Annotated in this window: 9 protein-coding genes; 5 read left to right on the top strand and 4 right to left on the bottom strand. The window is 34.9% G+C overall.

What is annotated here, in order from left to right:
- Positions 1–517: 517 nt before the first annotated feature.
- The 3 genes from odhB to EHC72_RS22235 all read right to left on the bottom strand — a co-directional run bounded on the left by odhB (position 518) and on the right by EHC72_RS22235 (position 6,079).
- A complete protein-coding gene (gene odhB / locus EHC72_RS22245; RefSeq protein ID WP_131539923.1) occupies positions 518–1,747 on the bottom strand; it encodes a 2-oxoglutarate dehydrogenase complex dihydrolipoyllysine-residue succinyltransferase in 1,230 nt (409 codons plus the stop codon).
- 73 nt (positions 1,748–1,820) lie between these two features.
- Positions 1,821–4,616: a 2-oxoglutarate dehydrogenase E1 component gene (locus EHC72_RS22240; protein ID WP_131539922.1), complete on the bottom strand. Its 2,796-nt coding sequence runs from the start codon at positions 4,614–4,616 to the stop codon at positions 1,821–1,823.
- A 188-nt stretch (positions 4,617–4,804) separates the two neighbouring features.
- Complete coding sequence (locus EHC72_RS22235) at positions 4,805–6,079, bottom strand: DASH family cryptochrome (protein ID WP_131539921.1); 1,275 nt, start codon at positions 6,077–6,079, stop codon at positions 4,805–4,807.
- A 184-nt stretch (positions 6,080–6,263) separates the two neighbouring features.
- On the opposite strand from EHC72_RS22235, the gene EHC72_RS22230 reads away from it, so the two are divergent.
- Both EHC72_RS22230 and EHC72_RS22225 read left to right on the top strand, forming a co-directional pair.
- Positions 6,264–7,877 carry a DUF4139 domain-containing protein gene (locus EHC72_RS22230; RefSeq protein WP_131539920.1) on the top strand — a complete coding sequence of 538 codons (1,614 nt, stop codon included), beginning with the start codon at positions 6,264–6,266 and terminating at the stop codon, positions 7,875–7,877.
- An 86-nt stretch (positions 7,878–7,963) separates the two neighbouring features.
- A complete protein-coding gene (locus tag EHC72_RS22225) occupies positions 7,964–8,872 on the top strand; it encodes a TIGR01777 family oxidoreductase (protein ID WP_131539919.1) in 909 nt (302 codons plus the stop codon).
- A gap of 3 nt (positions 8,873–8,875) precedes the next feature.
- Here EHC72_RS22225 and EHC72_RS22220 read toward each other — a convergent pair whose 3' ends face one another.
- Positions 8,876–10,030 carry a hypothetical protein gene (locus EHC72_RS22220; protein WP_131539918.1) on the bottom strand — a complete coding sequence of 385 codons (1,155 nt, stop codon included), beginning with the start codon at positions 10,028–10,030 and terminating at the stop codon, positions 8,876–8,878.
- Between the two features lie 368 nt (positions 10,031–10,398).
- Between EHC72_RS22220 and EHC72_RS22215 the strand changes: the two genes are divergently transcribed.
- From EHC72_RS22215 to EHC72_RS22205, 3 genes are all read left to right on the top strand, one after another.
- Entirely contained in the window at positions 10,399–10,608 is a 210-nt protein-coding gene (locus EHC72_RS22215) for a hypothetical protein (protein WP_131539917.1), read from the top strand.
- 172 nt (positions 10,609–10,780) lie between these two features.
- A complete protein-coding gene (locus EHC72_RS22210; protein ID WP_131539916.1) occupies positions 10,781–12,430 on the top strand; it encodes a tetratricopeptide repeat-containing sensor histidine kinase in 1,650 nt (549 codons plus the stop codon).
- Positions 12,431–12,442: 12 nt separating this feature from the next.
- Positions 12,443–13,108: a response regulator gene (locus tag EHC72_RS22205; protein WP_131539915.1), complete on the top strand. Its 666-nt coding sequence runs from the start codon at positions 12,443–12,445 to the stop codon at positions 13,106–13,108.
- Positions 13,109–13,330 lie beyond the last annotated feature (222 nt).

The following is a 13,330-nucleotide window of genomic DNA, read 5'->3' as shown; positions in this document are numbered from 1 at the left end:
GGCTGCAAAGGTAGCAATCTTTTATTCAATCGCAACTTTTATTTGAAAATAATTGCCGCTCTCTCTTTTCAACCACTCTCCTCAATTCCTCTTCCTCCGAAGCGGGTTGCAAAAGTAGAAAAATTATCCAAAACAGCAAAACCAACAAACCCTTTATTTCACCTAAACATCCTAACAGCATGGTTTTCAAGCTTAAAAAATAAATCATAATCCCAAACTTTTATCCTTTATAAGTGTTTTAAGGCGTTTTGAGAAAAGAAATGAAGTGGTAAATACAATGGTGGGCTTTAATAAAACTAGATGTGAGAAAGAAATATTGGATTTCCTTTGATAAAAACTAATGAAATAAGTACCATTTATTTCATTACATATTGTGTAAAAAGGAGAAAAACGTTAAAATATTGTTACAGCTTTTATTATAATTGGATTATGGTCTTAGTGTGAAGATTTCTAATTAACAACAAAGCCTCAACCAAAGGCTGAGGCTTTATATTTTTAGCTTAATTATATTTATAGGTTAAACACCTAATAATAATCGAGCTGGATCTTCTAATAATTGTTTAACACGAACTAAGAAACCCACTGACTCACGTCCATCGATGATTCTGTGATCGTAAGACAAGGCAACGTACATCATCGGACGGATTACAACTTCACCTTTTTCTGCAACTGGGCGTTCCACGATATTGTGCATACCTAGAATAGCTGATTGTGGCGCATTGATAATTGGTGTAGACATCATTGAGCCAAACACACCACCATTAGTGATTGTGAATGTTCCACCTGTCATTTCCTCAATAGTTAATTTGCTATCACGAGCTTTTAAAGCTAATTCCAATACCGATTTCTCGATTTGCGCCAAAGTCATGCTTTCTGCATTGCGAATTACCGGAACTACTAAACCTTTTGGAGCAGATACAGCGATAGAGATATCAGCAAAGTTATTGTAAACTAATTCTTCTCCTTCGATACGACCGTTTACTGCAGGGAAATCTTTTAAAGCTTCTGTTACGGCTTTGGTAAAGAAACTCATAAAACCTAAACCAACACCGAATTTTTCTTTAAATTGATCTTTATATTTTCCGCGTAAATCCATAATTGGCTTCATATTAACTTCGTTAAAAGTAGTTAACATTGCGGTTTCATTTTTAACGGCTACTAAACGTTTTGCAACAGTTCTACGTAATGGGGACATTTTTTCGCGACGTTCAGTACGGCTTCCTGTTGGTATAGCAACTGGCGCCGAAGTTGCGGCTTTTGGTGCTTCTGCTTTTTTACCAGCTTCAGCTTTTACAGCATCTTCTTTAGTAATACGACCATCAACACCAGTACCTTTTACGCTGGCGGCATCAACACCTTTTTCTGCAAGAATTTTACCCGCAGCAGGTGATGGGGTTCCAGTTGCATAGCTATCGCCAGATTTTGCAGCTACAGGGGCAGAAGTTTTATCTTCAGCAACTGTTGCTTTTTCTTCAGCTTTAGGTGCATCTTCTTTTTTAGCTGGGGCAGCGCCACCATCTTCAATTTTACAAACTACTGCACCGATTGGTAAAGTATCACCTTCGGCAGCTATGGTTTTTAAAGTTCCGGCTTGTTCTGCGGTTAATTCAAAAGTAGCTTTATCAGATTCTAATTCAGCAATTACTTCATCCATTTCTACGGCATCGCCATCGTTTTTTATCCAGCGTGATAAAACAACTTCGGTTATCGATTCGCCAACCGGCGGAACTTTTATCTCTAAACTCATATTTTTATTTTTGTAATTTTCTTTTTTATTAATGTTGAAAGGTTAAAGATAGAAAGCTTTACCTTTTGTGTTATTAGTCTATTTGTACAAGTTTTTTACCTGCTTTTTTAGCAATGTCTTTTACTTCTTCAGTTACTTCAACCTCTAAAGCTTTTGCCAAAATATAAGCTTGTTGATTAGCATGTTGTTTTGCAAAACCTGTAGCGGTACTACTGCTTTCTTTTCTTGAAATTACATCAATACCTTTTAGTGCAGTTTTATACAATCTACGGAATAGGTATGGCCATGCGCCCATATTTTCTGGCTCTTCTTGTACCCAAAGAATTGATGTAGCGTTTTTATATTTCTTTTGGATTGCTTCCATCTGATCAACAGGAGTTGGATATAATTGCTCTACACGAACAATAGCAACATGTTTTATTTGATCAGCTTGTTGTTTCTCTAACAATTCGTAATAAATTTTACCGCTACAGAAAACAATACGTGTTACATCTGCAACTTTAACATTTACATCGTCAATTACTTCTTTAAATCCACCTTCGGTAAAATCAGCTAAAGGACTTACGCATTTAGGATGACGTAATAAACTTTTAGGGGTAAAAACGACCAATGGTTTACGGAAATCACGTTTAAACTGACGGCGTAAAACATGGAAGAAGTTTGCCGGAGTAGTACAGTTGGTTACCTGCATGTTATAATCTGCGCAAAGCTCCATAAAACGTTCAATACGTGCTGATGAATGCTCTGGTCCTTGGCCTTCATAACCATGAGGCAATAACATAACTAAACCGTTTTCACGTTGCCATTTTGTTTCAGCGCTTGCAATATATTGATCGACAACAATTTGTGCTCCGTTAAAGAAATCACCAAATTGCGCTTCCCAAATGGTTAAAGCATTAGGATTTGCCATTGCATAACCATATTCGAAACCTAAAACACCGTATTCTGATAAGTGTGAGTTATAGATATCAAATGGTGCTTGTTGATCTGAAATATTTGCTAATGGTACATATTCCTCTTCACTATCTTCAAGTGTTAAAACCGCATGACGGTGTGAGAAAGTACCACGTTCAACATCCTGACCGCTTAAACGAACACGTTTGCCTTCTGATAATAAGGTACCATAAGCTAATTGTTCGCCCATTGCCCAATCAAAAACGTTGGTATCGTTAACCATTTTACGGCGTTCATCAAATAGCTTTTCAATTTTTTTGAAGAACTTTTTGTTTGATGGTAAAGTAGTAATGCGTTTACCGATTTCAAGCAAAGTAGATTTTTTAACTGCAGTAACTGGAGAAGTTTCAAAATCCTGAGGTGTAGCGATACGCAAATCTGCCCATGCGCCACCAAATTTAACTTCGCTGTTTGCAGCAACGTATTCTTTAGCTTCATTTAAACGCTCTTGCAAAATACCACGGAATTCTTTTTCCATTTCTTTTGCTAAACCAGCCTCTAATTTGCCTTCTTTAGTTAATTGCTCAACATAAATTTCACGTGGGTTAGGGTGTTTCTCAATCGTTTTGTATAATAATGGTTGAGTGAATTTTGGTTCATCAGCCTCATTATGCCCAAAACGACGGTAGCATAAAATATCAATGAAAACATCATTTTTATATTTCTGACGGTATTCCATTGCCAAATTAATTGCATAAACCAATGCTTCAGGATCATCACCGTTTACGTGGAAAACTGGCGATAAAGTTACTTTTGCAATATCTGTACAATAAGTACTGGTACGGGCATCTTTATAATTAGTAGTGAAACCAATTTGATTATTAATTACCAAGTGAATGGTACCACCAGTTTTATAACCCTCAAGGCCAGCCATTTGAATAACTTCATAAACGATACCTTGCCCAGCAACTGAGGCATCACCATGAATTAATATCGGTGCTAAACGGCTGTTATCACCTCCGTATTTAAAATCGATTTTAGAACGGCTCATTCCTTCAACCACACCATTTACTGTTTCCAGGTGAGATGGGTTTGGACATAAACTTAGGTGAACGCTTTTACCAGCTACAGTGGTTACATCGGTTGAGTAACCCAAGTGATATTTTACGTCGCCACCAAAAGGTGTATCTGCATTATAGCTTTTACCTTCAAATTCTGCAAAGATATCTTTATATGTTTTTTGCATGATGTTGGCCAACACGTTCAAACGACCGCGGTGTGCCATACCAATTACAAATTCTTCGATTCCTAAATCTGCACCTTTTTCTATAACTGAATCTAGTGCTGGAATTAAAGCTTCTGCGCCTTCTAATGAGAAACGTTTTTGACCTAAAAATTTGGTTCCTAAAAAGTTTTCGAAACTTACTGCTTCGTTTAATTTTTTAAGGATACGTTTTTTTTCGTCGATAGAGAAGTTTGGCGTATTGCGTACACTTTCCATTTTTTGCTGAATCCAGTTCAACACTTCTGGGGTACGTAAAAATTTAAACTCTGCACCAATTGAGTGCGCATAAGTTTGTTTTAAAACGGCAACAATATCTTTCAACTTTGCTGCACCAATTCCAATTTCAACACCAGAATTAAAAACCGTTTCTAAATCAGCATCTGATAAGCCAAAGTTTGCAAGATCTAAAGTTGGAAGATGTTTACGACGTTCGCGAACTGGATTTGTATGTGTAAATAAGTGACCGCGACTACGATAGCCATCAATCAGGTTTAACACATTAACTTCTTTAAGAAATTGTTCAGGTGTTTCTACGGTTGCTGAAGGAGCTTCAGACCCACGTCCGAAATCAAAACCTTCAAAAAATTTTTGCCAGCCAAATTCAACTGATTCCGGATCTTGTTGATATGACTGATATAAAGACTCTATATAATCGGCGTTTGCGCCATTAAGATAAGATAATTTATCCATTATTAACTATTTACTATAAGCATTACAAAATTAGAATTTTACCTTATATAAATGGCAAAAATCTCGATTAAAATGAGAATTATTGAATTAGAAATTTATTGAATTATAGAATGATAAAAATATGATTGGTATTAACCGTAAAAATCTCAAGTTCCATCATTCAAAATTCATTCACACTACCCTAACAATTATGATGCCCAGGTTAAAGCATAATTACCTTTTGGATCAAGATTTTTGATGTTCTTATCCAAGTCGAAAACATTTTTTGTTTTCTGATCGTTGCCCACACCGGCAATATTTGCCCAATTGCCCCAGTTACTTGCGGGGTTATAATCAATCAATTTTTCTTCGAAATAAGCAGCGCCTAAAACCCAGCTCACTTCTAAATTGTTAACTAAATAAAGAGCTGCAGTTTGGCGGGCAATATTGGTAATGTAACCTGTTTTGTTAAGTTCAGTCATTACGGCATCAACAACGGCAAATCCGGTTTGACCGTTTTTCCATTTATTGAAATTTTCGTCTTCATTTACAGAATCTACAACACCTTGACTGCCGAAACCATCTGGATGAAAAAATGTATTTCCATATTTTTTAAACATAAACCTGAAATAATCCCTCCAAAGCAAGCCTAATAATATATGGTTAAACATGGCTTTAGTACTTGGGGTACTTTCCATTTTCTTTATTTCCCAATAAACCTTACGTGGAGATAAATTACCCATTGCCAGCCAAGCAGATAGTTTGGATGCTAAAATTAAGTTCTTAGTAGTTGCGGCCTGTTGCATGGCTACAATAATTTTTTGTAAATGACTTATACCTGAATTTTCACCACCAACAAATTCAAGTTCTGCACGGCTATCAATAGCATGTGGCTCCAAAGCAAGATCCGCAAGAACAGGTAATATTCCCCAATCAATTACTTCTGCTACATTTATTCTATCAGGAGCGGCGAAACAAGGCTTGATAATAGCGTCTCGTTCAATTTTTTTCTTAAACTGATTAAATGCATCTGGAATATCTTTAATCGGGAATGGCAAATCTTCTTTATTATATAAGGTATGCCCTATAAAATGTTTTAAATTAATGCGAAGTTTCCACAAACCATTTTCTACTAACGAAGAAATATGTGTTTCTTCTTCGGCAACTTCTCGATGGTGGTATACTTCGGTAATTTCATACTCTTGTACCAGCTGAGGAATAATTTCTTCTGGCTGGCCTTCTACAATTAATAAATTGCCACCAATTTGTTTTAAAGAGTTTCTTAGAGCTTCTACACTTTCAAGAATAAATTTGGCCCTGATGTTTCCAGTTTTTAAGGTACCGTATTTTGTTTCACCAAAAAGGCGCTTATCAAGAATATAAACTGGCAAAATTGTATCAGATTTAGCAATCGCCTCCACCAGCATTTCATTATCGTGCAAACGAAGATCGTTTCTAAACCAAACTAGAATTTTTTTGGACATCTTTTAAGGAAAAAGGGTGTTAAGAACGCAATTACAAATCTATCTTATTTTTCTTTTGGGAACAAAAATGAGTGGCATTCTTTACAAATACCCAACAAAAACCGCATCAGTTATGGAAAATCATGATCTTATTCATCTTCTTTTTAAAATATTGATTTTCACAATACCATAATAAGAAAAATAAATGAAAAAGCTACTATTTACTTTGCTATTCCCATTGAGTTTATCGGCACAGCAACAAATTAAATCAAAAGCCCTGTTAGAAAGTGTAACGGTTTATAATAACGGAGCGCAGCTTACACACAAGGGAAAGGTTAATCTTCCGGCTGGCACATCAGAAATTGTAGTGAATAACATTTCTGGTAGCGTAAATGAAAATTCGATACAAGTTGGCGTTTCTGCTGGCGTTACCATCTTATCCGTACAGTTTAACCGCGACTTTTTAAATGTAGATGCTCAAAATCCAACGTTCAAAAAATTAACCGATAGTTTAAAAATAGTTTCTGCCGAATTAATAAAAACAAAAAACAGCAAAACTATTGAAGAACAAACTTTAATTTTATTAGATGAAAACCGGAAATCGGGTGGTACAAATACAGGTACAAATGTTGCAGAGCTGATTAAACTTGCAGAATATTACCGCACCAAAAATGCGGAGGTTAGAAACACAATTGCAGCGTTAACATTGGTTGAGGAAAAACAAAATGAGAAGATCCAGGCTTTTCAACAACAAATTGCCGAACTTAGAAATAACCCAAACCAACAATTAGGGCAATTGGTTTTGCAGGTAATGGCTAAAGATAATGCCGATGCCAGTTATAATATTTCTTACGTAACCCCTAATGCAAACTGGAATGCGAGCTATGATATTAAGGCCTTAAATATTTCTAATCCACTTGCTGTAATTTACAAAGCCGCTATTACACAAAATACTGGTTTAGACTGGAAAAAGGTAAAATTATCCTTATCAACTGGTAACCCAAGCTATAATATTACAGCGCCAAATTTAAACCCGTGGTTTGTATCGGCTAATCAGCCACAACGTGCTTTATCCGGTAAAGTTCAAGGTATACAAATTGATGAAAAACATCTAAATGAAATCGTGGTAACTGGCTATGCAAAAGTTAGAAAGGAAGCAACCAGCTATTCCGCATCTACCATAAATAATTATACAACTGTAAACGAAAGCCAATTGGGTGTAACCTTCGATATTGATATTCCGTACGACGTAAATAGCGATAACAAACCACACACGGTTGCCTTTAAGGAATATGAAGTGCCTGCAAAATATAAATATTATGCTGCTCCAAAATTAAGCACCGATGCTTATTTACTTGCTGACATAATCGATTGGGAGAAACTAAACTTGCAGGCGGGAAACGCCAATATCATTTTTGAGAATACTTATACGGGGAAATCTTACATTGACCCTCAAAGCATTAGAGACACCTTAAGTTTAAGTTTGGGTAAGGATAAAAAGATCATTATTAAAAAAGAAAAACTTGCAGATTTTAGCAGCTCCAAATTTATCGGAAGTAATAAAAAACAAACTTTTACTTATACCATTACCATAAGAAATACTAAAAAGGAAGCTATAGAAATTTCACTTAAAGATCAATACCCATTATCAACCGAAAGTGATATTGAAACAGAACTATTAGAAAGTAGCAATGCCGAAGTAAATAAAGAAAATGGGATGCTTTCGTGGCAGCTTAAACTGTTGCCTAATGAAACTAAAACTTTAAAATTAAGCTACTCTGTTAAGGCGCCAAAAAATAAAACAATTGCCGGTCTTTAAATAAAGTAAAGGATATAAGGGTATGCTCCTGCCCTTATTCCATACCACTCATCTAAACCTTTTAGTATCTTTAGTGTTTTAAAAATATGGCTAAAAAGATTCTTATAACAGGCGCTACAGGTTTGGTGGGTACAGCACTTAAAAAGCAACTTTTAACTCTGGGATACACCGTTAATACTTTATCCAGAAAGAATGAAAATAATGATCCAAACGTGTTTTTATGGGATGTTTATAAACAGGAAATAGACCCAAATTGTGTAAATGGTGTTGATGCCGTTGTTCATTTAGCAGGAGAACCAGTTGCAGATAAAAAATGGACTGAAGAACGTAAGAAACAAATTATAGATAGCCGTGTAAAATCTACCGAACTTCTTTTCAAAACAATTAAAACTAATCCTAATCATCAGATAAAATCTTTTATCTCTGCCTCTGCCGTTGGTTATTATGGTGATTGTGGGGATGAAATACTTACGGAGGAAAGCTCTAATGGGTATGGCTTTTTAGCCGAATGCTGCAAACTTTGGGAAGATGCCGTTGATGAAGGAAAAAAATTGAGCTTAAGAATTGTTAAACTTCGAACCGGAATTGTAATTACTAAGGCTGGTGGTGCTTTACCGCAGCTGGATTTACCTGTCCGCTTTTTTGCTGGTGCTGCACTGGGTACAGGAAAACAGTGGACTCCCTGGTTGCATATAGATGATATGGTGAATATGTATATTGATGCCATTGAAAACGTAAAAATTGAAGGCAACTATAATGCTTGTGCTCCTAACCCTGCCATCAACATCAACCTTACAAAAACCATTGCTAAAGTATTGCACAGACCATTTTGGCCTATTAAAGTGCCGAAAGCCGTTTTAACTTTAATATTAGGCGATAGAACCGAAGCTGTATTAATGAGCAACAATACATCTGCCCAAAAAATATTGGATGCAGGCTTTAAGTTTAAGTTTATACAACTGATAGATGCTTTGAAAGACATTTATAAGTCTTAATTTTTACTTTGCTGCTTTATTTTGCTTCCCTTTTCTTATAACGATGCCTAAATAAATTGCTCCTCCTCCAAAAAGAAGAATGAAAAACGTAATTCCTATAGACCAATAAATAATATTTAAAACATACCTTTTGTAAGAAACATTTTTATTGAGCATATACTGTGTTAATGGCAACAATCTTCTGTTATCATCTGTAGGATGTGCGGCACTATCTGTATAAAAATCTACCTTATTATTTTGCTTTGAATACCAAACCTTACCTAAAGAATTACTCGTTAAAGTATCTGGTAGCGTAATTTTTTCGAAATTTTCGAACACATATTTGTTAAAAGGAATTTTTAAAACCGCAATTCCTTTTTGGTCACATTTAATTTGCTCATAATGATCGCCAGTCCAATACATACATGTTTGAATGGAGATCAAAGGATTTACATTAAATAAACGTTTGCTTTTATCTTTCCAAAATTGGGTTAAGCATGCTGCTATAAATATAATTATCGCAACACCACATGTAATTATAATTTTCGGAGTCTTCTTAGCTGGTTTAATAACAACAGTGTTCTTTGGCAATAGGGTTTGAGCGGTAGTACCAATTGGGATTGGTTGCCCGCCGTTCGCATCACCTAAGTTACCCTCTCCATTTAAACTAATATTGCTTTCTGGCTCGGATTCTTTTTCCTCCTCTTTCCATGCATCCTCTTTCTTTATAGTTTGTCTACCTGTATCACTATTCCCATTTGAATGAGTTGGCATAACCAGAGGAGGCCTTAATGGAACACCACCATCATCTACTTTTGATGGCTGGGGTATATTCAATGGTATACGATCTCTTGATTCAAAATCTATCAACCATGCTATAAGTTTTAGGTTTTTGTCTTTCGTAGTCTTTGTTTCTTCAATTAAAAAATTTACGACTGGTCGGAATTTATCAATATCAAATCTTCTAATTTTCTGTATATAATCCTCTGCATGATCTACGGAACCAAAAAAAGACCTCAATGCAGGAGTCTCTTTAACCATTCCCCTCTCTTCGTAAACGATAAGACATTCATCACGCAAATTTCCTGGAGTTGGTGCTGCTAAATGAATCGATAGCGAATCTTCTTTTTTTCTTTTTTGATAGTAATCAAATACTTGCTTGGTATAGGTATCTGGCATTTTTTTTCGGGATTAAAATGTAAAAATAGAACGGAATTTCCGGAATTTTTACGGTTTTCCGGAATTATACCGTAATCAAAGGAATCTTCGGAACCATTTGATAGCTAATCATTTGAAGCCCCATACATTTGTTCAACACAATCAGTAAAGGTAACGACTTATGACCGATACTTAATTTAAAAGCTGGTTAATTAAAAGAGTGAAAATCGCGGAGGTTTATAACCGGATTGGGAAGCAGTTATAGGCTCCCGCGACAGACACTCACACTTCCCAAAAATTTCAGAAGGCCTTCTGATACACAATCGTAGTAAACCCCGAGAATGGTCTCGGGGAGCTACCAGTATATCACATTCTAAATTTTTGAACACATGTTTATTCCATATTTTATCGCTATCCTTTTAGGATTAGTTAACCCTTCGAATACAAATCATTCTGGAAACTGTAATGGCAACACAACAGTAAGTGCAACTAGCACCGATCCTGGAAATCCAGGAGATGATGGTTCTACACCAGGCCCTGGCCCAGGAACTGGAACAGGAGGAGATACAGGACAAAATCCACCTCCAAAAATTAATTAATTATTTTAAGATAAGGCGATTAAATCGCCTTATCTTTTTTTAAATATAACCTGCGTTCAGTAGAAGCTTAAATACCTTAATAATATTACATCCATTAATTCGCTATACACAGCCAGCTAACCTAAAAGAAACATTATTGTTTATTTTTTTAACTTAGTAGAAAAGAAACGCTGTGAAATCTCTCTCTCTCCTTTTATTCTCCTTAATATTTTTGTTTTCATGTACTAAGCCTAAAACAGAAATACAAAAGCAAAAAAAAGAAAATCCTCTCTACGATAAAGCATTTGAATATAGAGAAGCTAAACAAATTGATAGTGCTTTTCAATATTTTAACAGAGCTAAAGATTTGTTCTTAACAAGAAAGGATAGCCTTGGTGCTGGAAAATGCTTAATAAACATGGGCATTATTTTAGAAACAAGGGGGGATTATTTCGGGGCACAAGAAATTGCCTTAAATGCTCTTTATTATCTTAACAAAAAGAAAAAAGACCAACATATTTTTCTTAGTTCAAATTATAATAACCTTGCAATTGCAACATATAAGCTAAAGGATTACGAAAATGCTTTCAAATTTTATGACTTAGCGATTCATTTTTCAACGGACCTTAAGAATATAAATCTGTATCTTAATAATAAAGCTAAAGCTTATCAAGAACTTAAAAAGTATAATGAAGCATTAAATATTTATGATCGTATTTTCAAGGAAACAAATAAAAATTCTTTGGAGTATGCCCGAGCATTAACAAATGTATCTTTTACTAAATGGCTTCAAAATCCAAATTATAATCCCCGACCAGAACTTTTAAAGGCACTTAACATCCGTGAGAGAGAAAATGATTTGTGGGGTTTAAACTCTAGTTATGCTAGTCTTTCCTATTTTTATAGTAAAAAAAATACTGATTCTGCTTTAATCTATGCAGAAAAAATGTATCGTATTGCAAATAAATTAAATAGTCCGAAAGATAAATTGCAGGCACTATACAGACTTGTGAGTTATGGTCCACCTAAAAAAACAAAACAATATTTTGAAATTTATGAGGATTTGAGCGACAGCTTGCAAACTGTAAGCAACATAGCTAAAAATCAATTTGCGTTAATCAAGTACGAGGCGGAAAAAAGCAAAATCGAACTTTTAAAGGCCAAAGCTGATAACATAGAAAAAGAAAAAAATATGCTGATTGCAAAAATTTCAGTTGGTATACTAATCATACTTTTAATAGGTGGCTATTTTTGGTTAAAACAGAAAAGAAAATTAGAAGTTAAAAACACAGAGTTGAAGTACGTTAAAAAAGTTCACGATCGTGTAGCCAACAGAATTTATCAGGTAATAGATGAAATAGACAATCGGCCAGAAATGCAAAAAGATGAAGTAGCCGAAAAGTTGGATATAATTTACAACATTTCAAGAGATCTTTCTTACGAGAGGATCGAACCAAAATACACACAGGATTTTGCTAAAGAACTTGCAGCCATGTTTTCATCTTATCAATCGACGAGGGTTAGTATTGAAATAAACGGAAATGAAGACAAGCTTTGGAGCGGCATTAAAGACGCTGTAAAATCTGAAGTATTTATTATTCTTCAGGAGCTAATGACTAATATGAGCAAGCACAGCGAGGCAAACCATGTACAATTAAATTTTTTAAGGGATAAGGAGCACATCACAATTTTGTATTTTGACAATGGAAAAGGTATTGAGAATTTTTTACCCGGTAATGGACTGAGAAATACGGAAACCCGTATTAAAAGTATTTCTGGCATAATTACTTTTGACACTAAGCCGCATGAAGGGCTTAATATTAAATTCTCTTTTCCTATATAACAAAAACATTGTATGTTCAAAAATGTATTAATTGTCGAAGATCATGAAATGATGAATCTATCTCTACGAAATGTCATCAACAATTTTGGAATTATTATTACTGATAGAGATTATGTATTTCAATGTGATGATGCATTAACGAGGGTTCAAAAGGCGATTCGCGATGGCGAACCTTATGAGTTAATGATTACAGATCTTTCTTTTGACGATGATTATCCTTCGCAAAAAATTGCTGATGGCAGGGCATTAATTAAAGCTGTAAAAGAAGTGCAACCCGATATAAAAGTGTTGGTATTTTCGAGCGAAAACCGTTCTCTTATTGCCAATGGTCTTTTTAAAGATTTAAATATTGATGGTTATGTACCTAAAGCTCGCCATGATGCCAAAGATCTTAAAGCAGCGATAGAAACAATTTATAAAAACAAAAAATACGTTTCGTCAAACCTAAAACAGAAAGAAGAAAATATCCATCAGTTTACCGATTACGACAAAATGATTATTTCATTGCTTTCTAGCGGTAAAAGTCAAAAGGAAATGCCAGATCTTTTAAAGCAAAAAAAGATGGAACCTTCTGGTTTAAGTAGTATCGAGAAACGACTTAACCTAATTAAAACCACCCTAAATATCTCTAACAATGGGCAACTAATTGCACATTGTATTGCGAATAAGATTATCTAACTTATCAGAAAATTCTTAAATCAATTTCGGAATTCTTTGTCGTCCATTATCTAGAATCACTTGGTAACGATCTGGAATGACTTGGTAATGATCTAGAGGGTCTGTTCAATAAACTGTGTCATTGATTAAATCTGTCCTCAAAAAATATAGCAATTTGTGCTTGCATAATTTTCCATCCAGTCACAGGATTTATCCATCCATTTCTATGATTAATAAATACAA

This window comes from Pedobacter nototheniae, from assembly GCF_004335085.1.
Lineage (GTDB): Bacteria > Bacteroidota > Bacteroidia > Sphingobacteriales > Sphingobacteriaceae > Pedobacter > Pedobacter nototheniae.
This window is presented reverse-complemented; position numbering and strand designations above follow the sequence as displayed.

Bases quoted from the DNA above. Each gene is read 5' to 3' on its own strand.
- EHC72_RS22225 (WP_131539919.1), top strand. From the start codon at position 7,964: ATGGCTAAAAAGATTCTTATAACAGGCGCTACAGGTTTGGTGGGTACA.
- EHC72_RS22240 (WP_131539922.1), bottom strand. From the start codon at position 4,616: ATGGATAAATTATCTTATCTTAATGGCGCAAACGCCGATTATATAGAG.
- EHC72_RS22205 (WP_131539915.1), top strand. From the start codon at position 12,443: ATGTTCAAAAATGTATTAATTGTCGAAGATCATGAAATGATGAATCTA.
- EHC72_RS22230 (WP_131539920.1), top strand. From the start codon at position 6,264: ATGAAAAAGCTACTATTTACTTTGCTATTCCCATTGAGTTTATCGGCA.
- EHC72_RS22235 (WP_131539921.1), bottom strand. From the start codon at position 6,079: ATGTCCAAAAAAATTCTAGTTTGGTTTAGAAACGATCTTCGTTTGCAC.
- EHC72_RS22220 (WP_131539918.1), bottom strand. From the start codon at position 10,030: ATGCCAGATACCTATACCAAGCAAGTATTTGATTACTATCAAAAAAGA.
- EHC72_RS22215 (WP_131539917.1), top strand. From the start codon at position 10,399: ATGTTTATTCCATATTTTATCGCTATCCTTTTAGGATTAGTTAACCCT.
- odhB (WP_131539923.1), bottom strand. From the start codon at position 1,747: ATGAGTTTAGAGATAAAAGTTCCGCCGGTTGGCGAATCGATAACCGAA.